The 21,536-nt window shown below is 52.2% G+C and carries 23 protein-coding genes; 18 read left to right on the top strand and 5 right to left on the bottom strand.

Features of this window, described 5'->3' with window-relative positions:
• Positions 1 to 362: 362 nt before the first annotated feature.
• Positions 363 to 1,307 (bottom strand): type I phosphomannose isomerase catalytic subunit, encoded by a 945-nt coding sequence (locus tag K6V98_RS03990; protein ID WP_222199231.1) that lies wholly within the window; start codon positions 1,305 to 1,307, stop codon positions 363 to 365.
• A 65-nt stretch (positions 1,308 to 1,372) separates the two neighbouring features.
• The gene (locus K6V98_RS03985) at positions 1,373 to 2,095 is read right to left on the bottom strand and encodes a GntR family transcriptional regulator (protein ID WP_222199230.1); all 723 of its coding nucleotides are present in this window, start codon (positions 2,093 to 2,095) and stop codon (positions 1,373 to 1,375) included.
• A gap of 172 nt (positions 2,096 to 2,267) precedes the next feature.
• Between K6V98_RS03985 and K6V98_RS03980 the strand changes: the two genes are divergently transcribed.
• The 16 genes from K6V98_RS03980 (at position 2,268) to nhaA (ending at position 16,944) form a co-directional block, all read left to right on the top strand.
• Positions 2,268 to 4,040, top strand: a complete 1,773-nt coding sequence (locus tag K6V98_RS03980; RefSeq protein WP_222199229.1) for an ABC transporter ATP-binding protein — start codon at positions 2,268 to 2,270, stop codon at positions 4,038 to 4,040.
• A 139-nt stretch (positions 4,041 to 4,179) separates the two neighbouring features.
• Positions 4,180 to 4,509, top strand: a complete 330-nt coding sequence (locus K6V98_RS03975; RefSeq protein ID WP_222199228.1) for a hypothetical protein — start codon at positions 4,180 to 4,182, stop codon at positions 4,507 to 4,509.
• Between the two features lie 132 nt (positions 4,510 to 4,641).
• Positions 4,642 to 4,899: a helix-turn-helix domain-containing protein gene (locus tag K6V98_RS03970; protein WP_222199227.1), complete on the top strand. Its 258-nt coding sequence runs from the start codon at positions 4,642 to 4,644 to the stop codon at positions 4,897 to 4,899.
• A 49-nt stretch (positions 4,900 to 4,948) separates the two neighbouring features.
• Positions 4,949 to 5,239, top strand: a complete 291-nt coding sequence (locus K6V98_RS03965) for a hypothetical protein (protein ID WP_222199226.1) — start codon at positions 4,949 to 4,951, stop codon at positions 5,237 to 5,239.
• A 76-nt stretch (positions 5,240 to 5,315) separates the two neighbouring features.
• Positions 5,316 to 5,936 carry a hypothetical protein gene (locus K6V98_RS03960; RefSeq protein WP_222199225.1) on the top strand — a complete coding sequence of 207 codons (621 nt, stop codon included), beginning with the start codon at positions 5,316 to 5,318 and terminating at the stop codon, positions 5,934 to 5,936.
• 74 nt (positions 5,937 to 6,010) lie between these two features.
• The gene (locus K6V98_RS03955; RefSeq protein WP_222199224.1) at positions 6,011 to 6,160 is read left to right on the top strand and encodes a hypothetical protein; all 150 of its coding nucleotides are present in this window, start codon (positions 6,011 to 6,013) and stop codon (positions 6,158 to 6,160) included.
• Positions 6,157 to 6,825 carry an ABC transporter ATP-binding protein gene (locus tag K6V98_RS03950; RefSeq protein ID WP_222199223.1) on the top strand — a complete coding sequence of 223 codons (669 nt, stop codon included), beginning with the start codon at positions 6,157 to 6,159 and terminating at the stop codon, positions 6,823 to 6,825. Before K6V98_RS03955 ends, K6V98_RS03950 begins: the two co-directional genes overlap by 4 nt.
• Positions 6,812 to 7,405 carry a DUF5028 domain-containing protein gene (locus tag K6V98_RS03945; RefSeq protein ID WP_222199222.1) on the top strand — a complete coding sequence of 198 codons (594 nt, stop codon included), beginning with the start codon at positions 6,812 to 6,814 and terminating at the stop codon, positions 7,403 to 7,405. Before K6V98_RS03950 ends, K6V98_RS03945 begins: the two co-directional genes overlap by 14 nt.
• A 407-nt stretch (positions 7,406 to 7,812) precedes the next feature.
• Positions 7,813 to 9,297 carry a glycoside hydrolase family 1 protein gene (locus tag K6V98_RS03940; RefSeq protein WP_306792737.1) on the top strand — a complete coding sequence of 495 codons (1,485 nt, stop codon included), beginning with the start codon at positions 7,813 to 7,815 and terminating at the stop codon, positions 9,295 to 9,297.
• Positions 9,179 to 9,442: a pentapeptide repeat-containing protein gene (locus K6V98_RS08785; protein WP_371734517.1), complete on the top strand. Its 264-nt coding sequence runs from the start codon at positions 9,179 to 9,181 to the stop codon at positions 9,440 to 9,442. Before K6V98_RS03940 ends, K6V98_RS08785 begins: the two co-directional genes overlap by 119 nt.
• Positions 9,443 to 9,546: 104 nt before the next feature.
• Positions 9,547 to 10,920, top strand: coding sequence for a PTS sugar transporter subunit IIC (locus K6V98_RS03930; protein ID WP_222199220.1), 1,374 nt, complete (start codon positions 9,547 to 9,549; stop codon positions 10,918 to 10,920).
• Positions 10,921 to 10,995: 75 nt separating this feature from the next.
• The gene (locus K6V98_RS03925) at positions 10,996 to 11,301 is read left to right on the top strand and encodes a PTS sugar transporter subunit IIB (protein WP_222199219.1); all 306 of its coding nucleotides are present in this window, start codon (positions 10,996 to 10,998) and stop codon (positions 11,299 to 11,301) included.
• 137 nt (positions 11,302 to 11,438) lie between these two features.
• Complete coding sequence (locus tag K6V98_RS03920) at positions 11,439 to 11,777, top strand: PTS sugar transporter subunit IIA (RefSeq protein WP_222199218.1); 339 nt, start codon at positions 11,439 to 11,441, stop codon at positions 11,775 to 11,777.
• A 382-nt stretch (positions 11,778 to 12,159) separates the two neighbouring features.
• The gene (locus K6V98_RS03915) at positions 12,160 to 14,328 is read left to right on the top strand and encodes a C69 family dipeptidase (protein ID WP_222199217.1); all 2,169 of its coding nucleotides are present in this window, start codon (positions 12,160 to 12,162) and stop codon (positions 14,326 to 14,328) included.
• A 103-nt stretch (positions 14,329 to 14,431) separates the two neighbouring features.
• Entirely contained in the window at positions 14,432 to 15,373 is a 942-nt protein-coding gene (locus tag K6V98_RS03910; RefSeq protein ID WP_222199216.1) for a manganese-dependent inorganic pyrophosphatase, read from the top strand.
• Between the two features lie 215 nt (positions 15,374 to 15,588).
• A complete protein-coding gene (gene nhaA / locus K6V98_RS03905; RefSeq protein ID WP_222199215.1) occupies positions 15,589 to 16,944 on the top strand; it encodes a Na+/H+ antiporter NhaA in 1,356 nt (451 codons plus the stop codon).
• Positions 16,945 to 16,973: 29 nt separating this feature from the next.
• Here the strand turns inward: nhaA and K6V98_RS03900 are convergent, their stop codons facing one another.
• The 3 genes from K6V98_RS03900 to K6V98_RS03890 all read right to left on the bottom strand — a co-directional run bounded on the left by K6V98_RS03900 (position 16,974) and on the right by K6V98_RS03890 (position 19,049).
• On the bottom strand, positions 16,974 to 17,954 hold the full coding sequence (locus tag K6V98_RS03900; protein ID WP_222199214.1) for a helix-turn-helix transcriptional regulator: 981 nt from the start codon (positions 17,952 to 17,954) through the stop codon (positions 16,974 to 16,976).
• 165 nt (positions 17,955 to 18,119) lie between these two features.
• Positions 18,120 to 18,560, bottom strand: coding sequence for a hypothetical protein (locus K6V98_RS03895; RefSeq protein WP_222199213.1), 441 nt, complete (start codon positions 18,558 to 18,560; stop codon positions 18,120 to 18,122).
• Positions 18,561 to 18,800: 240 nt separating this feature from the next.
• Positions 18,801 to 19,049 carry a hypothetical protein gene (locus K6V98_RS03890; protein WP_222199212.1) on the bottom strand — a complete coding sequence of 83 codons (249 nt, stop codon included), beginning with the start codon at positions 19,047 to 19,049 and terminating at the stop codon, positions 18,801 to 18,803.
• 317 nt (positions 19,050 to 19,366) lie between these two features.
• Here K6V98_RS03890 and K6V98_RS03885 point away from each other — a divergent pair, with 317 nt between their 5' ends.
• The gene (locus K6V98_RS03885) at positions 19,367 to 20,671 is read left to right on the top strand and encodes an aspartate aminotransferase type Ic (RefSeq protein ID WP_222199211.1); all 1,305 of its coding nucleotides are present in this window, start codon (positions 19,367 to 19,369) and stop codon (positions 20,669 to 20,671) included.
• Between the two features lie 485 nt (positions 20,672 to 21,156).
• Positions 21,157 to 21,465 carry an STAS domain-containing protein gene (locus K6V98_RS03880; RefSeq protein WP_222199210.1) on the top strand — a complete coding sequence of 103 codons (309 nt, stop codon included), beginning with the start codon at positions 21,157 to 21,159 and terminating at the stop codon, positions 21,463 to 21,465.
• Positions 21,466 to 21,536 lie beyond the last annotated feature (71 nt).

Here is a 21,536-nt window from a genome sequence, read left to right as displayed (position 1 = left end):
TGTGGCTCGTAGCGCTTCATGCGGCGTAAGCTCTTTCGAGCTCACCGTTCATTTTTCTCTGCCGGCTACGGGCGTTTTGGGAATCCAATCAATCGAAGCTGTCTGTACGGGATGGGAAGCCAGTTATTTTTTCTGCTTGCGTGCATTTTGGTGTCGTTAGGAGCATTTTTGCCCGCACTTGGCGTCAAATCCGTGCCTGATGGGCAATAAATGTACTAAATTAAACCCCCTATGAGCGCCCGGAAGCCGTTTTGGCGGCAAAAACGCTTACGAGCACCCGAGAGCCTTATGAGCAGCAAGCATCCTTACGCTCGGCAAAAACGCTTACGAGCATCCGGAAATAGTATTGTTGGCACGTATCCTTACGGGCGGCACGTGATGAGTTTTAGCTCGCCCTCAATTTCGATGTTGCGAATGGTAGCAGGGATCAACACATGGCTGCCCAGCTGCACCGGCTCACCGCAAATGGTGCCTGCTCCTCCAATAACCGAAATGCAAAGGAACGGTTCTGAGTGAGAAACGATCCGGCTCCCGTTTGTTCGAATGAGCTCAACCGTATAGCTTTCATTTGACTCTAAGCAGGTAATGCCATCATGCTCGATCGCCTGAATTGCTCCGGAGCTTGGTGCCTCATGCGTGTAATCAACCACATCAAGGCTCTGAGCAATATGGAGCTCGCGAGTCTTGCCGTCTGCCCCTTTGCGGTTGTAATCAAAGAGGCGATACGTAATATCGCTTGATTGCTGCACCTCAAGAATGAGCGTGCCAGCCTTAATGGCATGGACGGTACCGGGGTCAATTTGGAAAAAATCGCCCGGCTGAATTGGAACCTCGTTGAGAAGTTCGTTCCAGCGCTCCTCTTCAATCATCTGAGCGAGCTCAGCGCGCGACTTGGCTCGCTGTCCAATAACGATCGTAGCGTCGTCGTCGCAGTCAAGCACATACCAGCACTCCCGCTTGCCTAAGCTGCCATGTTCATGAAGGGTCGCGTATTCATCGTTGGGATGAACCTGCACCGAGAGGTCGGCGGCGGCATCAATAATTTTTACAAGCAAAGGAAAGCGATCCTGATCTGCACCAGGGAAGAGTTCATGGCGATGCTCACGCCACAGCTCGGAAAGATGCATGCCGTCAAATGACCCACCAGCAATGAGACAGTCGCCATGGGGGTGGGCAGAGATTGCCCAGCACTCGCCAATTGGGCCGTCGGGAATGGTATATCCAAGCTCGGTCTCGAGCCGACGTCCACCCCAGATCATCTCGTGAAATACAGGCTTGAGAACAATGGGCTGTGCAAGGTTTTGCATACTACGCTCCAAACGCGATGAGATTGATTTTTAGCTTGAGTATAGAGGATGATGCGGCATCCAGTTCAAGCAAGCGTGATGTTATTTAAAACGTAGCGAGAGCCAACATTGCGCGTGCGGGAGTATTCAAAAGGAATGCCGCTGTCGAGATAGCCAACCTGCTCAAGTTCAAGGAGAGGGGCTCCCGGTTCGGTTTTTAGGCGCGTAGCCTCTTCTTCGGTTGCTGGAACAGCACGAATTGCACGGTGAAAACTCCCGAGTTTGAGCCCGACCTCTTCCCGAAGATACCGATAGACCGACTCATATAAGTGATGAAGCTTCAGACCAGGGATAAGCGCCAGCGACATATACGTGTACTCAATGGCAATCGGGAGGTCGTTGGCGATGCGCGTTCGACAGTGGTAGTACGTGAAGTCTTCCGCAGAGAGTCCGAGCAGCTCCGCTACCTCCGCCGGTGGTGTGATCACGGCAAAATCGTAGACCTCAGAGCTGACGGCATCGCCAGCTTTAGCATGCTGAGCGGTAAAGCCCTCTGCGTGCTCGTTGAGACCAGTTACGAGCGGATTTTCTTCAAACGAGGCAGATCGCTTTACAAAGGTACCGCTGCCACGACGGCTCGAGACCAGGCCGTCCTTTTTCAGCCGCTCCATAGCACGACGAATAGTGATCTTGCTCACGCCATAGGCATGACATAGCTCAACAACGGTGGGTAGGCGTTCGTTTTGCCCCAACGTTCCGTCTTCAATTTGTTTCCGTAGGTCTTCTGCAATTGCTTCGTACTTCAGCATGCGTCTACCTCGCTCTGTTCGGTTGTTGCGAGTATACAGGTATCGTTCTTGTCCGTCCTGATCATGATTTACACTTGTATTACTGTTCCAAATTACCCTTCGTTCACCTTGCTTTGTCTACTTTGTCCCGCTCCACACGATTCGACCAGAAAGTTCAACCTGAAAGGCGTCTATGTTTAAGCGCTTCCTCTCGTACTACCGACCGCAGCTTCACCTCTTCATAGGAGATACCGCCTGCGCTCTCGTGCTTGCGGCAATTGATCTCTCCTTTCCTATCATCTTGCGCACCCTTGCGGGAGGCCTGTTTAGCGAAGGATCCGCAGCAATTCTTGACGCGCTGGGCATGATTGCCCTGGGCTTGATCGTGCTCTACCTCGTGCGGACGGCGTGCCGCTACTTTGTGTCTGCTCAAGGTCACATCATGGGTGCGCGCATGGAATCCCAGATGCGCCAAGATCTTTTTGACCAATATGAGCGGATGAGTTTTTCGTATTTTGACCGCCATAATTCAGCGGAGATGATGAGCAGAGTCGTAAATGACCTCTTTGACATCTGTGAGGGAGCCCATCATCTTCCAGAATGGCTCATTATCTGTACGATTGAGATTGTTGGTGCATTCGTCATCCTCTTTACGATCGCCCCGATTCTAGCTGGAGTGATGGCAGGGATTACCTTGGTCTTTGTCGCGATCATGGTGCACCAAAACTATCGGATGAGAACGGTCTACGCCGAGAACCGCGTGCGAATCGCGGAAGTGAACTCCCAACTTCAAGACTCGCTTGCTGGGATGCGTGTGGTGAAGTCGTTTGCAAACGAGGAGGTGGAGCGCGCTAAGTTTGGTCACTCGAATGAGCGCTACCTCGCTTCAAAAGTGGACATGTATCACGTGATGGGCAGATACCAAGCTACGAGTGCCCTTATGACCGGATCTTTGTACGCGGCAATCATCATCCTCGGTGGTTACCTGATTGCGCACAACCAAATAAGTGCCGTTGATCTGGCAACCTTTGCGCTCTACATTAGCCTTTTTGCAACGCCGATAGAGACCCTCGTGAATTCCACGGAGCTCTTCCAAAAGGCGATCGCAGGCTTTCGTCGTATGGATGAGGTATTGCGTCATGCACCAGATATCGCAGACGCTCCGGGTGCCCCCGATCTCGTGCTGGAGCGCGGAGAAATTACGTATCGCGATGTCTGTTTTAGCTACGAAACGCGTGAGAGAACAGATACTGGCGAAGAGCGCCCAGTCATTGATCATCTGAATCTCACCATTCGAGCAGGTGAGACCCTTGCGTTAGTTGGTCCTTCTGGCGGCGGCAAGTCCACTACGTGCGCGCTTTTGCCTCGGTTTTATGACGTGGATGCAGGAACTATTGAGATCGATGGGCAAGATGTTCGAGATGTTACGCAAGAAAGTCTGAGAAAGGCGATCGGCCTGGTTCAGCAGGACGTCTACCTTTTTGACGGAACGATCCGAGAGAATATTGCCTACGGCCGACCACGGGCGAGTGATTCTGAGATTGAGCAAGCCGCTCGTCGAGCGAATATTCACACGTTTATTGAGACCTTGCCCGAGGGCTATAACACGGTTGTGGGTGAGCGAGGAAGCCGACTTTCGGGCGGCCAAAAGCAGCGCGTGGCTATTGCTCGCGTCTTTTTGAAAGATCCGTCGATTCTTATCTTGGATGAAGCAACGAGCGCGTTGGATAACGAGAGCGAAGCTGCCGTGCAGGAAGCCTTGGCTGAGCTAGCACGCGGGCGTACAACAATCGTGATTGCCCACCGGCTCTCAACGATTCGAAGCGCTGATGTTATAGCTACCGTTGAGCAGGGACGCGTGGTTGAGCAGGGTACTCACGATGAGCTGATGGCTCGTGATGGAACCTATGCACGATACTATCGGATGCAGTTTGAGGGTGACCGCGCAGCTGCTTGGGCGTGCTAGTGAAGAGCTCAACAGAAGGCTGCTCAACAAAAAGAGCTCTTCGAAAATACTCCGCTGCGCTATAGTGACGATACAAAAGTTGATTTTTGTCGGTGCATGGTATGAGCACATGTAGCGGCGCAGCGAAAGGGCGGTGACGGTGGACGAGCAATGTGATCAAGTACCAGCACGGCGCACGTGGTTTATCCGTATGGTGCGAACAGTGCTGTTTGGCATTGCTCTGCTCCTCCTTTCAGCTCCCTATGACCTTTCACGATCGCTCATTAAACCCGCTCCTGCACCTAGTGCGATGCTCATTGGGATCGGTTTGCTTATAGGACTTACCCTTGCTCGGGCGTGGTGGTTTCATGAGGGCAGGCGCTCTCTTGTTGCTCGCATGTGCACAACTGTTGCTCTGTTCCCGGCCTTGATAGCTGCAATCTTTCTTGTGTGGGTCGTGTTGCACAATGAAGAACGGCTTGAAATGTGAGGATTTTTTCATCTGCATTTTTCATTACCGTTTGGTGGTCGAGGCGAAGTTTCTGTAATCAGTGCCGTGTCTTGTCTCATTATCTGTAGCATGCCCGTGTTGGGGTTTGCTCAACTGTGTTTGCATAGTGCTATGGAGCATCGCACCCCGAGTATCTCCATGCCCAACCACGATCGGGTGCTGCACTATCTGTTGAGCAAAGGTCTCTCAGAGCAGGAAGCTGAAATTCTGATTTTGAGTGCCACCGGTCTTACCATGAACGCCATTGCTCGCGAGCGTTGCTACTCTCGTGGGAGCGTAAATACCGCTTGCCGCAAGGGCTTCGCGTTTTTGGTTGTACATAGTCGCGAACAACTAAGAAAAAAGATTTCGCAGGTCATTGGCATGTAAACACCTCTGTATAAGAAGTTCATATCACCTGTTTACAGACAAATTTGGCATGCATAACACAGAGATGTGGGCGCAGCTCTTCTTTACACACTCCTTCATGTTTGTGTTGGCTAAGACCGTACTTGATTTTTTCCTTGCTGGACTCTGGGGTGTATTTGTACTTGCCTGTTCCACTTTGCTTGAAAATCGAGTTATCTTGCTGGTAAGTTCGTACGTACTTGCTACAATCGTTAGCTATCTATCGAATTATGTGTTTAGCATTATGGCTCTTGAGGGGTGCTGCATTGATATTGCGAGCCTCTTGCGAGCGACCGGGGATCTTATGAGCGTGACCCAATGAGTACCGCCGCAACGATGCTTGTGCCTGCCCTTGCATCGGTTGTCTTGCTGATTCGGCATCAGAGGAGGGATATCCTATGAGGATATGCACCCTTATCCGAATCGATTTCTCAGAAGGATTTCGCTCAATATGGCGGCAGGCACTGCTTATCCCCGGTGCGCTGATATTGCAATTCTCGTATCTCTTAGTTGGCTATACGGGAGCCGGATTCTCACTCACTGAACTTGCTTGGGGAGATATGCTTGCTGTCTCGTTTTCTGGTATGTCAATTTATCATCCTGAGCGGAATTATCCGTTCGTCATTCCCGCATCGTGGCTCATGGTTTGCTTCATTTTGTTTTTTATTCCTTTGCGTTATCCCTTTAGGAACTTGGAAGGTTTTGGAATTCAGACGGTTGTGGCTTCCGGGGGTCGCCGGAGTTGGTGGATCTCAAAATGCTTGTGGATTAGTGCCTATGTTTTGGCATTCTGGATTTGTATCTTCGGATTGTCTGCTGCAGTAACTGCGATTTGTTCGGGTGATTTGTCGCTCACGATTGGTCAGGACGTGGTTGGCAGTCTCATGATCGATGTTATTGATTTTGTTTCTACTCCTCGTTCGCTTTCCATCCTTTCTGCACTTGGAGCAGGAGTCTGTATGTCGTGGGCGCTGTGCATGGTTCAATTTGCGCTTCGCTTTGGATTCGGCCGGTTTTGAGCTACGGGGTTACCGCGAGCATTTTGTTTATGTCGGCTCTGCTGTTTCATCCGCTTCTTCCGGGGGAGTACCTCATGTTCGGGCGCGCCTCAACCGTTATAACGTCGGGAGTAGATCCGCTCGGAGGCATCGTGTTTGCACTTTGCTTAGGCGCGGCAGCGATGCTCATCGGCAGCTGGCGATTCTCGCGGATGGATATCCTCTCAAAGGAGTACGAATCATGAAACTCGAGATTAAAGAGCTCACCAAGCACATTGGCAGTACAGAGGGCTTAAAAGATATTTCCTTGACGGCTGAATCTGGCCAGGTTGTGGGTTTAGCTGGAGTTAACGGCTCTGGTAAGACGATGCTCATGCGCGCTATTTTAGGTCTCATGCGACCAAGTTCGGGCGGTGTTTGGATTGATGGCAAACTCTTAGGTATTGAGATCCAAGTTCCGCCGAGTGTTGGTTTTCTGCTTGAGGGTCCGGCGTTTTTGGATACGCGCACAGGCCTAGATAATCTGGCTCTCATTGCAGCTCTTAAAGGAAAGGCGGATAGAGAGCACCTGCGGGAACTCTTGCATACCGTAGGGCTTGACCCCGATGATCACCGCCGATACCGGAAGTATTCGCTCGGTATGAAGCAACGGCTCGGAATCGCCGCAGCGGTGATGGGATCACCTGACCTCATTGTGCTTGATGAGCTCACGAACGCCCTCGATACTTCGGGAGTAGAGATGGTGGCCGAGCTGGTTCGCCGCGAGCGCGATCGTGGTGCTGCGCTGGTTATTGCAAGCCATGATCCACGCATTCTCACCACCTTATCTGATGAACTCTATCACCTAGCTGAGGGTCACTTGGACGGCCATGAAGTGCTGAAGGGAAGTGACTCTCATGGCGAGCAATAAGCGTGTTTTCTGGACTAGGATACTCGGCGCGCTGGTGGGCATTGCCTTGATCGCAGGCTTTGCTATGGGTGTTACCTGGGTAAACCGGGTGGCTCCTACCTATCCTTCTGAGGTGCATTCGCTTGGTGAGCCGGTGGCGTTGAAGGGATCCTTTGCTGAGTACGAGTATGAACATACTGATCCGTACGAGATTACGGTGACGGGCGCATCGCGGATGTCGGTAAACGAGTACATCAGCCGCTTTGCTCCGGACTCGTCGTTAAGAGCTCCAGACTATAATTATATTGCCTCAGACACTACCGATTTTGACCAGGTAAACCTTGTCGTGCTCGATATTGTGATTCGCAACGATGGAACGGGCGGCGAAGAGAGCGGATACTTGGACTCCCTTGGCTGGAGCCTGCTCTCTGAGGCTCAACGCCATTTATGGTTGCGGGTAGACAGTGAGCTTTTTAATTTATCTGTTTCTCAGATTGAAGGAGCCTTTCAGCTCTCAGTTAAGCCCGGCACCGAGTTTACGGTTCATGTGCCGTTCTCAACAACCGAGCGTGATGGATTCCTTGCTCCACGTGGCAATTGACATCGTCCAAACTTGGATGAGGGGGCGTATCGATTCATCTTTACCAACGTGCCCGTGCGACACAGCGTGTATTTCACGGTATAGAGGGTCAAAATTAGTACATTTTTGCGTCTTAAGACATACTTTTGACGCCAACCACGGGCAGAAATGCGTTTAAAGACGCACGTATGTACACAATTAGGCTTCCACCCGTATAGGCTTCCACCCGTTTAGCGCCGGCAAATCCTAGTCTCTAGGCCGTTTGCCGGCGTTATTTCACCGTTCAGAAAAAGAACGCTTTACAAGAACAAGTAGAGCGCTACACTTTGCACCATGAACGGTGAGCTTATGCGTAGGTGCTGGTAGGCATGGCGGATGAATTGAGCGCAGAGCTCGTGAGTAGGTGCATGAGGCGGGGAGGAGATCTCTTGGGAGATGCGCAGGAAGCAGATTTAAGAGGTACAGAAGAAGATACCCAGGCACCCAAACAGGGAGGTGACCCAGAAGCGGCTGCGCACAGGTACGTACTCCCAGAGGATTTCTTTTTTGGGGCGGCAATGTCAGGCCCTCAAACCGAGGGCGCGTGGTGTGTGGGCGGTAAGCTCGAAAACCTGTGGGATACCTGGTCAAACGAAGATCTTGGTGCGTTTTACAATCGAGTGGGAAGCTACGCGGGCAATGATTTTATGGCAAGGTATCGCGAGGATCTTGCTCTGATGGCCTCACTCGGTTTGACTACGTGGCGTACCTCAATCCAGTGGAGCCGCCTGTTAACGCTCGATGGATCAATCAATCCTGAGGGTGCAGCCTGGTACCATGAGTTGTTCCGTGCCTCGCACGAAGCCGGTCTTGAATGCTTTGTAAATCTCTACCATTTTGATATGCCTACGTATTTGTTTCGCCGGGGAGGCTGGGAGAGCCGCGAGGTCGTGGAGGCCTATGCTCACTATGCTGAGCTTGCATTTCGTGAGTTTGGCGATGAGGTCTTGCACTGGTTTACCTTCAATGAGCCTACGGTAGAGCCAGAGATGCGCTATCAAGAGGGCGTTTGGTATCCCAAGCTTCGTGACTTTGGTCGGGCTCGCGGCGTGCAATACCATATTTCATTGGCGCATAGCTTGGCGGTGCGTACGTTTCGGCGTCTGCAGCAGGCAGGAGAGATTCGTTCGGACGCCAAGATTGGCCTCATCAACGCCTTTAATCCAACGTATACAAAAGATGATCCAAGCGAGGCCGATCTGGAGGCCGTCCGTATGGTGGGCGGGATCAATAACCGGTGGTGGCTCGATTTGGTAACGGCCGGAAAGCTGCCAGCAGACGTGGTCAAAACCCTTGAGGATCGGGGGGTCTGTTTGCCCACTCGTCCGGGTGATGAGGAGATTCTTGCAGAAGGCGTGGTTGACTGGCTGGGCTGCAATTATTATCAGCCGCGCCGCGTACAAGCCCCCCAAGCGGCAACTGATGAGCGAGGCCACCTGCGGTTGTCAGATGACTATCACTGGCCGCAGGCACGCATCAACAAGAGTCGTGGCTGGGAAATTTATCCAGAAGGTTTATATGATTTTGGTCTTTATATCCGGGATAACTATCCGGGTTTGACATGGTTCGTTTCTGAAAATGGCATGGGGGTGATGCATGAAGAGAGCAACCGCGATGCAGAGGGCGTGATTGCAGATTCGTACCGTATCGAGTTTGTGCGAGATCATCTCGTGTGTTTGGCGCGCGCGATTGAGGAAGGATCGCCCTGTTTGGGTTATCACTATTGGGGTTTGATTGATAACTGGAGCTGGGCAAATGCCTACAAGAATCGGTATGGATTCGTTGAGGTGGATCTTGGCGCTTCCTATGAGCGCCGTCCAAAGCGCTCAGCCGCTTGGCTTGCTGAGGTTGCTCAAACCCACCGGATCGTCTAAGGAGTTGGGCGTGGCTCGCGCTCGGCTCAGTCACGCTCAGCTTAGGCACGCTCAGCTCAGGCATGCTCAGCTCAGGCATGCTCAGCTCAGGCGCGCTCAGCTCAGGCATGCCAGGCGCACCTGGCGCATTGTTCGTTCAACCTAGGCGTACCAGGCACCAGCGCCCCCAGCTCAGGCACGATCGATGCGGATTATGTTCGATGCGGATCGTACCAGTCTTACATATCTACTACGAAGGATTGGAGCACTATGTCATCTACGAAAGGCCAGGCATTTCTTGACGCATTTGCCGAGAAATCAGCCAAGATCGGCAACCAGGTGCATCTGCGCTCATTGCGCGATGCCTTTGCCACCATCATGCCGCTGTTCATACTGGTCGGTATTGCTGTGCTAGTAAATGCCGTGTTATTCGATAAGATCTGGGGCGCGAATGGACTTGCTCCAAATGCCGAGCTCCTCACAACGCTGCAGTACTGGGGATCTGCTATTGCCTCAGGTACCTTAAATATTTCAGCCTTGCTGCTGGCTGGCATGATTGGATACAGCCTCGCACGAAACAAGCGCTTTGATAATGCGGTGGCATGCGTGGTTATCTCCATCGCAGCCTTCGTAATTATGATGCCCATGACGGTTACGGCAAACCTTGCTGCTGGCTCTGAGCTGATCACCGAAAAGATCACCACGGCTGAGGTGGGTGGTGTGCTCTCTGCATCCAATACCGGAACCCAGGGTATGTTTGGTGCCATTACCATTGGACTCTTAGCCACCACACTTTTTATCAAGCTGTCTGGTATTGATAAGTTTGCGATTCGGTTAGGCGAGGGTGTGCCCCCTGCGGTTGAGAAGTCCTTTAATGTCTTGATTCCGATCATGCTTACACTCGGAACCTTTGCGCTTGCTGCACTTTTGCTCAATGCAATTTTTGCAACTGATCTGATCTCGCTTATTAATACCTGGATTCAAGCACCGCTTCGCTCGGTTGTTACCAGCCTGCCTGGCCTGGTCTTTGTATACTGCTTGGGCACCTTCCTCTTTACGCTGGGAATTCACCAGAGCACGGTAACGGGTGTTTTGGTAGAGCCGATTCTGACCATCGTGCTTTTGGAAAACACCACGCTTTTCCAGGCTGGTCAGCCTATTCCGGTTGAGAACTATATGAATATGGACATCATTAATGTCTTTGCCCTGAGTGGTGGATCGGGCTGCACCATTGCCCTGATTATTGCCACCTTCATTTGGGGCAAGTACAAGCCTTCTCGCGAGGTCGCAAAGATGTCGCTCTTGCCGGGCATTTTTAATATCAACGAGCCAGTTATTTATGGATATCCGCTCGTGTATAACCTGCCGCTCATGGTGCCTTTTGTACTGTGCGTAGCAGTAAATATTACGGTGGCATATTTAGCAACTGTGGCAGGCATTATTGCGCCCTGCATTGCTCCGGTTCCCTGGACAACCCCGCTCTTCTTGAATAGCTTCTTAGCAACCGGTGGAGACGTTGCTGCCGTGGTGCTGCAGGTGATCTTGCTCGTGGTTGATGTGTTGCTGTACCTGCCCTTCATGAAGGTGTCCGAGAAGGTCTTTATGAAGCAGGCAAGCGCTGAGAGTACAAGCGATGAGAACTAGGGTGCTACGCCGGGTGCGACCGAATACTTTGTATGAGCGTTATGCTCTGAGATGAAGACTGAAAGGGAGATCATCATGAAAAAGATTCTCTTATGCTGCAATGCCGGTATGTCTACGAGTCTGCTCGTGCAAAAGATGGAAAAGGAAGTTGAGGCTCGCGGGCTCGATCTTACAATTGAGGCACGCCCGCTCAATGAGGCGCGTGAGCGCTTAGACGATGCAACTATTGTGTTACTCGGTCCCCAGATTGCCTACACCAAGGGCGATTTTGAAGAGGCGCTTGCTGGTACGGGCATTCCCGTTGAGGTTATTCCGATGGTGGATTATGGCCGGATGAACGCAGCCAAGATCATCGACGAGGCACTCGAGCGGATTGGATAAGCGTCGCAGCATGCTGCGCTGATGGGTTGTGGCGCTGAGCGATGGTGTTCGAACTATGGCGTTCGGGCTCACGCGAGCGAGGGCGAAGTGCCTCAGCGCCTGCGCGTTGCAAACAAGCTAGAAAGGATCGTCACCACATGACGCCTGAAGAAAAAGAAGAACTGCAACTGATCTGCTTTGAAATTATCAGCTATGTTGGCATGGCAAAAAGCTGCTTTATCAATGCAGTTCGCCAGGCTCATGCTGGCGACTTTGATGCGGCTGATGCGGCAATAGCCGAAGGAGACGAGGCATACGGGAAGGGTCACGATGCTCATATGCGCCTGCTGCAAGCTGACGCAGCAGGAGAGCGCGAACCCGTAGCTCCGTTAATTTTGCTCCATGCTGAGGATCAGATGGCAAGTGCTGAGACGGTGCGCATTATGGCAACTGAGCTGATGGTGGTGCACCGCGAACTCGCGGCGCTTAAGGCGTAGATCGTTCAGCACCTGCATCATGTGCCCAGAGTATACGCAATGCGCAGTGAGGGCATTTCTCTGGCAGCGTTTCGCAAACACGCGAGGCGCTGCCGTGTCATGAACGGCCCTCTTGCCATAGGCGGCTCACTGGAAAGAGTCCTCCTTATGGTGTAGGTGGTTCTCAGCCATAAGCGGTTCAGAGGGCGGAGCGCTCCTCATGTCATACGTGACCTTCTCGGCAGCATCCTTCTGTCGATTTCCCCCATCCGTCTACGGAAAAGCTCGAGACATTTTAAATAAAAAAGGGCTTGAATTGAGTAAACTCAAGGGAGCTATTGTGCCTATTGCGTCTTGAGTTCACGCTCAGGCGATGTCGGCCTTAAGAAAGGAAGGCAATGGTATGAGAATTCAGTCCCTTATGCGCAAGCTTGCGGGAGGGGGCATGCTCGCTGCGTCGCTGCTGTTAGCAACGCCGATGAGCGCTCTTGCCTGCACGCAGGTTTACGTGGGGAGCTCCCTCACCGAGAATGGATCCACCTATGTGGGTCGCGCGGAAGACTATAATCCGCGCTATGTGAAGTGCTTCGGCATTCAAGAGCGCCTGGAAAACCCGCAGTTCCGCTCCTTTGAAAACGATGCGGTCGTGGGTTCAGGATTTGAATATACCTATCAGGGAACGGGCTATCGTTATACCTATGTGCGCGATATTCCCTCGGCTTGGGATGCCCAGGATGATCCAATTGCCAAGCGAGTGTATTCAGAGGTTGGTACTAACGAGCGCGGTGTCTCTGTTTCTGCGACCTTAACGACCGACTATAACGATGCGATTGCGGCAGTTGATCCACTCGTGCCTACCGGCATTGGCGAGTACAACTTGGCAGATTTCATTCTTTCTGTGGCTGATACGGCAAAAGATGGTGTGGTCAAGCTGGGTCGTGTGATTGATCAGCATGGCTCGCAAGACTGCAACCAGATTATTATCGCAGACAATGCTGAGACTTGGATCTTCTGCCAGCTTTCTGGTCATCAGTGGATTGCTTGGAAGATGGGGTCAGACGTAGCGTCGGTAAACCCAAATATGGGAAGACTCCAGTACAAGGCCGATTTGGATGATGAGACCTCGTGTTTGCATTCCGCAAACGTGGTCAAGCTTGCCCAGGATCATAACCTGCTTCAAAGCTATGACGATGGCACGCCCAATATTGCAAAGACCTATGGTAAGCAGGATCCAGGCGCTGGTCAGAACACACGCTTAGCGCAAGGTCGTGCATATTTTGGTGCACCTTTAGAGGAGGGTACCGACTACACGGTTGACTCAGATGGCCGCGTAACCAATATCACCGATCCTCAGCTCACCTTTATTCCGGGCGGTAAGGTAGATACGTTCAAGGCACTGCGTTCCTTGGCAGCTCGTGGCGAGCAGACCGAAAAGCTCAATGCCAATACGAACTCCAAGCTCTATGCCATTGGCAATAATCGCAATGTGGAAAATCACATCTTCGAGATTCGTGCCGGCAAGTCTGCCGATATTGCAACCATTCATTGGGAAGCACTTTCGCGCGCAGAGTTCAGCGTCTTTTTGCCCATCTACTCTGCCTTGCTGACCGAGGTTCCATCAGAGTACTATCCTGCGTGGGATACGGTAACTGCTGACCATCAGGGAAAGGCGAAGGAAGATTCTGTAGAAAAGGCTATGGAAGAAGAGCCGGGCAAAAATCTTGATTACGTTTTGATGGATATCAATACGCTTGCCTATAACAACCGCTCAACCTTGGCTTCGGGCGTTCGTACCTATTTGGACGCGCTGCAAAAAGAGATTATTGCTCAGCACGCCGAGGCAGATAAGCAGATGTCTGCAACTCCTGAGGACGAGCGTGAGGCATTCGCCAACGAGCTCTTTGCTCAGGTAACTTCTGAGGCGTACAACAAGCTTAAGCCGCTTTTGAATGAGATGCGCGCGCACCTGAAGGGGGCTTCTGCTGCCGAGCCCTTTGTGCCTTCTGACTTGAATGCCGAAACAGGCACGATGAAGACTCCTCTGGCTTATTTCGTCGCCCCTGCTCCCAAGCCGCAGTCTGCAACAATCACCATTTCTGCTCAGCCGACTTCGGCAACCTATGAGCTGGGTGACAAGACGACCCCACTGACTGTTGAAGCACAAGCGCTTGCAGCAGACGGTACGGATCTCAGTGAAGATTTGCTCTATCAGTGGTATCGCCGCGATAACTCAGGTGATTTTGTACCGGTCGAGGGCGCACATGAAAAGACCTTGGCAGTAAGCTCAGAAAAAGAGGGAACTGAGGTCTATCGCGTTGAGCTTTCGCTTCCGATGCCAGTAGCTGCAGGTACGAATCCTACAGATGCAGAGAACGCAATCGATTCTACAACGGTAGTTTCTGAGGAAGCAACGATTACGGTTCTGCCCAAAAAGCAGCCTCGTCGGAACTATCGCCGGGCTCACCTGGCTCAGACCGGTGACGCTGCGTTGATCTCTGCTTGCTTGGCAAACGGAGCTGGCATTTTGCTTGCAGGCGCAGGTGCTGTTATGGTGGCACGTAAACGTCGGTAGGCTTGCTGTAAAGGATTGGGCGGGGCGGTGCCATAAGGTGCCGCCCCGTCTTTTCTCATGCTAGGATATCGGTAAATTTGATCGAGTGAATCCGGAGGAATCCATGAGCACCATCCTCGTTGTGGGTCATCAAAACCCCGATAATGACGCCATTATGTCTGCCCTGATGTTCGCGCAGCTCAAAAATGCCTTGAACGATGGGAATACCTATGTTCCTTGTCGCTTGGGTCCGTTGCCTAAAGAGAGCGCACTTCTGCTTGAGCGCCTAGGAATTGAGGAGCCTCGTTTTATTGAGGGCATTGAGCCTCCTGCTAAAGGTGAAGAGCGCCAGCAGATTATCCTGACTGACCACAATGAGCTTGGTCAGTCGGTGCCTGGTCGCGAACACGCCAATATCGTTGGCTTGATCGATCACCATCGGATAGGCAATTTTGAGACTTCTCAGCCCCCCTTTGCGGTTGTACTGCCTTGGGGTTCAAGCTGCACAGTTATCACGTATCTCTTTGATGCGTATGGCGTAGAGATCTCAGATGCTCAGGCCTCTTGCTTGCTTGCAGCTATGATGACCGATACCGTCATGCTCAAGAGCCCAACTGCGACCGATGTTGATCGTCGCTTTGCTGAGCGTCTTGCCAAACAGCTGGGTGTGGATCCCGTTGAGTATGGCAAGGAGATCTTTAAGAGCCGTGGCTCGGGAGACTTTACCCCGCGCCAAATGGTGGAGCGCGATATTAAGCGTTTTGAGATTGGTGGAAAGAACCTCTTTATTGGCCAGTATGAAACGGTCGATGGGGCTGCTGCCTTACAAGAGCTGCCCGAGATTCGAAAGGCCATGGAGGAGTATCGCAAGGAGCATGACGCGGCAGGTGTGGTCTTACTCATCACCGATATTTTAGAAGAGGGATCTCAGGTCTTGCTCTCTGGCGATACTGAGGTTGCCCAGCGCGGTTTAGGCATTGCCGATGTACATGAGGGCGTGTGGATGCCGGGCGTGCTTTCGCGCAAGAAGCAGGTTGCAGCTCCCATTATTGCAGCTGCTCACTGATCGGGAACTCTTGCATGTATCCTGTGCGGTGCATACGTCTTGCATGAAGTCTCGCTGTTCGAGGCTGTCTGCATGCGAAGTTGCGTCGTACACAAAGCTGAGCCGTGCATGCAGTGCAGATTGCGAAGAATACAAGGGTAGAACTACTACCACGGTATACGGGTGCTCCAACAAGTAGTGGAGCGCCGCCATCATATGAGTATTGGAGCTCATTCATGCATCAGGTTGACTGGATCTTTAGCGAGACACAACAGCGCAGGATCCGAAGGAAGACCGCACTTGAGCGCATCACGGGCAACGGCACGGTTTCTGCTGCCGTTATGGTATGTGCCGCTCTGTTGGCAATCATCGTCGCAAACACCGATGCCTACGAGGTGCTTCACGAGTTTTTGGAGACGCCTATCTCACTTGCTTTGGGGCAGGTGAGTGCAGGCATGACCGTTGAGCTCTTTGTGAATGACTTTTTGATGGCGATCTTCTTTTTGCTGGTTGGCATTGAGCTCAAATATGAGATGACCGTAGGCGAGTTGCGCCAGCCCAAGCGTGCCTTGCTGCCCATGGTAGCCGCTGTGGGTGGTGTGGTGGCTCCAGCGGTTATATATGCATGCTTAAACCGGGGTGGAGCCATCCATGGTTGGGCGATTCCAATGGCTACCGATATTGCCTTTGCCCTTGGCGTGCTCTCGCTTCTTGGCAATAGGATTCCTGCTGGCGTGCGTGTCTTTTTCTCCACGCTTGCAATTGCAGATGACCTCATTGCAATTGCCGCCATTGCCCTGTTTTATGGGGATAGTCCCAATCCGTTTTGGCTTGCAGCTGCTGGGCTAACTACAGCAGCTCTGGTGCTGCTCAACCGCACGCACCATGTGCGCCTTGCTCCCTATATGCTGCTGGGTCTGGTGCTCTGGTTTTGTCTCTTTCAGTCCGGCGTGCACGCCACGCTCGCTGGTGTGATCTTGGCATTCTGCGTGCCGGCAGGGTCGGGCGTGAAGGTAGAAAACCTTACAACGTGGCTGGGGCAAGAGGCAGTTCCTCAGCTTGATGAGCGCTTTGACGAAGAGGCTCATATCTTGGGTCAGCATGAGTTTACGCATGCAACTGCGGCTGTGGAGCGGGTCTTGCATCGAGTATCTCCGCCGCTTATCCGCCTTGAGCGGTATATTTCTACGCCTGTGAACTTCTTTATTTTGCCGATCTTTGCTTTTGTGAATGCTCAGGTTCGCCTCGTAGGCGTTGATCTGTTGGCACTTGCCTTGGATCCGGTGGCGATTGGTGTGTATCTTGGCATGCTCTTGGGAAAGCCGGTAGGAATCTTTGGCATAACACTTCTCATGGTTAAGGCCGGTGTGTCTGAGCTGCCGCAAGGAGTTCGTTTGGGACATATTGCAGGCGTGGGCGTGTTGGGAGGCATTGGCTTTACGATGTCGATCTTAATCTCGGGCTTGGCCTTTTGGTCTGAGCCGCCGGAGCTACTCGCCGCCAAGGCAGCCATTCTTGCGGCTACCTTGACGGCTGCATTGGTTGGCTTGGCTATGATGTCTCGCGTGAGTAAGAAATCTTCTGCTGCCTAAGGCTTTGCATGAAGCCATTGCGCGAAGCCTTATGAGTGGCGATATTTCATATAAGCTATCGCAGTGCCCACCAGGCCACAGAGACACCCACCAATTGGCCAGCTGAGCCAGAACCGAGAGCTAATCGCGGGAGGTACGGGTAAAAACAGGAGGCAAAGACCAATAATCGTTGCCACAATCATGATGGCTCCACAAAGCATTCCTGCAAGCTGATTCATGCGCGCGCGATACAAAACAGCTTCTGAGGAATCTGTTCCGTAGATTTTCTCAATTTCCTTGCGATCTAAGTCTTCAGCTACCGACCTGTTATACGACTCGATATTGAGTCTATTGTGCATGATGCCCGCCCAGGTGAGCATGCCAGCACCGCAGCCAATGCCGGTGAGTTCAATCGCTCCCACGAAGTTCTCTGCAAGAAATTGGGAGCATAGATCTGCACACATGGTTACAACCAAGATGAGTCCGATTCCTAAGATGAGAACATATGCAAGACGCTTGGCGCTTCGAGCTCGATCAGCTGGTGTATAAAAGTCTGTAATAAAGGGATGCTCGCGCTGAAAGAGACTGTGTTCCATGGCGGCGGGCACAACGAGAGCAAGTCCAGCCAGGATGCCAATAAGAAGACCGATGGGTGGAACAGCATCCTCAGCAAAGATCGCAGATAAAAGAATGGACAAAGCAGCACCAAGAATGAAGCAGCTGGTGCCAGCACCGATGCGAACAGCAAATGAGCGCATATGCGTGTCATATCCGCAAATATCAGTTGCAGGTGCATCTTCCAATATTTCCCCTGGTGATGGAACTGCGTCAGTGAGATCTCCCGTTACGAGATCGTCTAGGGAGCAGCCAAAGATATCGCAGATCTTAATGAGCTTATCCATCTCAGGATACGCACGGGCAGCCTCCCATTTTGTAACGCTTTGGCGGCTCACTCCTATGAGCATAGCAAGCTGTTCTTGAGTCATATTGCGGGCAGAACGCAGGTGTTGCAGATTTTCTCTAAAGCTCACCGTGGCTCCTTAAAAGAGGTGATTGGGACACCTTTACCCTATGGTAGCGTAGCTGATCAATCCACCAACTAATGGCTGCTTTTTTGAGAAAAACGAGGAACGCTCTGGTTGCAAAGAGCAGGTAGATACCTATGGAGTGGGCACGCGTATCAAAATAACTAAAACTCAGACGTCCATGAGCCTCTCGCGCATGAGGCTAATGTGTTCGATTGCTTCTCCAACACGAACTTGCGCTTTCTCGATCTTTCTTTGTACAAAGATATCGGCAAAGACGTTGTCGAGAAAAATATCTATGCCAGCCACAAAGCCACCGCGATCAAAGCGGACGATCTCATCGGGATCAAAATCGTTCATGGTGCGTGCGAAGCGTTGAACGGCGGCTCGAGCAGCATTGAATTCGTCTTCCGCGTCATCGATACGGCGGTGTTTGATCATGGAGCTTACGATGCCGCCAAGAAACATGTCAAAGTAGCCCCAGCTTTTGGCTGAGTCCAAAAGATCAGCTGCGCGCCTGAGGTGCGCCAAGGCACGGTCAGCCGCATGAATAGCTTGGGCGCGCTGGCGAAGCTCAGGGGAGGGAGTATGTTTAAGAGCGTGCTTGTTCATCGACCCTGTTTCGTCTTGTACTGTTTGCGCTCCTGCCCAGCGGATTTGCTGTGTGCGGTGCGCGGCTTTGTTGTAAGTGCTTTACCTCCTTGCTGCGGACAGTGCGTAGCCTTGCTGTGAACGATATGTGCCTTTGTTGTAAGCGGCGTACGCCTTTGCCGTGAGCGTTGTTCTCTCACGGAGCGCTGCCCCAGCTTGCAGAGTGTAGCATGCAAGCGCTCGGAGCTGTTGCCCGCGTACTTACTCGACCGTTCCGTAGGTGCCGCCCCAGCCATGAGCTGCAAGAGCTGAGTTAATCTGATCGCAAAGGCGAGCCCGCTCGTAGGTTCCAGGAGGGATGAGGGTCACAATCTCCATCAGATCATCCGTCAGATCCAGAATTTCTGCCTGAACAACAAGATCAATGCGCTCGACCGTCTTGGCATTTTGAAACAGTCCATCAACGAGGTTTTGAAGCTCGCCAAATTCTTCTGCTTGAAGCGCACCCATGAGCTACCTCCTCGTGATAAACGTGTCTCGATTATTCCCCAAGGCAAGAAGCTCTATAACGCATACCGCTTTATCAGAAAGGCAGCGCTATAAGGTGAACAACTCTCTGAAGTATGCCATGTTAGATACACCACTTGAGTCAGGTCAAATAAGCTGTGCTGTCTATCTCTGTAATGTTCGAAGCATGTAAATATCCTTTCAGCGGGATACACGCAATATCTTGTTTGAACGTATACTCAAGTCTGCAAGAAATGCCGCATAAGCAGGTTGCCCGGCGGATATGGCTGCACGCAGCGGCCGTGAGCGGAAGGGATCGTATGCCCACGATGTACCAAACGATGTCCGATGAGGAACTTACCCATGCCTTATCAGAGCTTGAGGCTTTAGCGGACAAGATTCGTGCTCGGAAGCTTTCTCTTGATATGGCACGCGGCAAACCCTCGCCTGAGCAGGTTGATCTGTCTCGCCCGATGCTCTCGGTGTTAGATGCTGATGCAGATTTGTTTGATGAGGGCGTAGATTGTTCTAACTACGGCTGCTTTGAGGGTATCCCTTCGGCGCGGCGCATGGGTGCTCATCTGCTTGGTTGTCCGGCAGATCAGGTACTCGCCCTTGGCTCATCGAGCTTGTTAATTGAACATGATATGTTGGCCATGTTTTGGCGCAAGGGCAGCCTCGGTGCTATGCCTTGGTCTGAGTATGCAGTGGCCAACGATGGGGTGCGCGTGAAGGCACTGTGCCCAAGCCCTGGCTATGATCGGCATTTTGCAATCTCGGCAGATCTTGGAATGGAAAACATCGTGGTTCCCATGGGTGCTGAGGGGCCAGATATGGACGAGGTTGAGCACTTGGTTGCATCTGACGCGTCCATGAAGGCCATCTGGTGCGTTCCCAAGTATTCCAATCCTGTCGGCATTACCTATTCCAATGACGTGGTGCATCGGCTGGCCACTATGAAAACGGCGGCTCCTGATTTTAAGATTTTGTGGGATAACGCCTATTGCGTTCATGATTTGGCTGATGCTGGCGATGAGCTGGCAAATATCTTTGAGGTGGCACGGTCGGCCGGAACTGAGGATCGCATTGTGGCGTTTGCCTCAACATCCAAGATCACCTTTCCGGGCGCAGGCATTGCATTCATAGGTGCCTCGCCTGCAGGAATACATGAGTTTGCTCACTATATGCAGGCGGGTTTGATCAGCGCAGATAAGCTCAATCAGCTGCGCCATACGCGCTTTTTGCCCGATGCAGAGGCAATGAGGGCTCATATGCAGCGCCATGCTGAACTCTTGCGCCCTCGATTTGCTGCGGTTGAGCGTGTCTTATCTGAGGGGCTGAGAGGTACGAATTGTGCACGTTGGACGCGCCCACATGGAGGATATTTTGTAAGCCTTGATGGGGTTCCCGGCTCAGCTAAACGCATTGTTGAACTGTGCGCCACCTTAGGCGTGCGCCTCACGCCAGCCGGGGCAACCTTCCCGGGCGGGCTCGATCCTCAAGATACAAACATTCGGATTGCGCCGAGCTATCCCACACTTGAAGAGTTACATGAGGCACTTGAGGTGCTTGTTGTTGCCATAAAGCTCGTTTCTGCCCAGATTGTTTTGGAGGAGCGAAGCTAAGGCAGCGTGCTTGTGCTGCGTCGTGATGTTGTTGCGCCGCTGTCTTGTCGCGTGCTCGCGCTGTTGTGTCGCCGCGTTATCGCGCACTCGCGCTGTTGCGTTGTCGCGTTGCGTGCTCGCGCCGTTGTGTCATCGTGCTGCTGCTCAAGTCAAGGGCATAGCGACCAAAGCACAGCTGAGGAAGGGTGGCAAACCATAGCCCGCGATGGGCGCTCACTGTGGCTTCAAGCGCATGCACCGAGGGGGCGTCTTGAAGCCGCGTCGATCTGAGCGCTGTCCCTTTCATGCAGAGATCAAAGGCAGGAGGGGTGTGTCGCCTCCGGCGGCTATACTGAGTCAACGCATGAGAGAGGCCACGCATGCTCTGGCCTCAAAAGCTATCGACTGGGTAGAGCAGTTCAGTCGTCAAAGGGCGATTCGAGTAATTTGTTTATGTAAGCTAAGCGTGATAGATAGAGCTGATAAGAACACAAAAGGAGAACAGCATGGAGTTACATATTAAAACGAACCCATCGCCTGAGACCTATGGCATTGTGGTCTCTGGCGAGATTGATATTTCAAATGCATCCAAAGTGCGCGACGCAATCGATTTGGCGCTTGAGCAACCTACCGACCGCGTTGAGCTTGACTTTTCTCAGGTTGGCTATATTGATTCAACGGGGATTGGCGTGCTGGTGGGCGCTGCTCACCACGCAACTGAGCGTGGTCGAGCCTTTTCTGTTGTGAATGCTCAGCCAAATGTGGCGCGCATTGCCAAACTACTGGGCGTTGATGAAGAGATTGGTTTGGTGTAGGAACGCTATACTCGTTCCAACTGACTTCTTACTTGGTACTACTTGGTGCTACCGAGTGCGCACTGAGTAGC

Origin of the sequence: Collinsella ureilytica (assembly GCF_019795105.1) — a bacterium.
Lineage (GTDB): Bacteria > Actinomycetota > Coriobacteriia > Coriobacteriales > Coriobacteriaceae > Collinsella > Collinsella ureilytica.
Note: the sequence above shows the minus strand (reverse complement) of the source record. Positions and strands in the feature narration are given on the sequence as shown.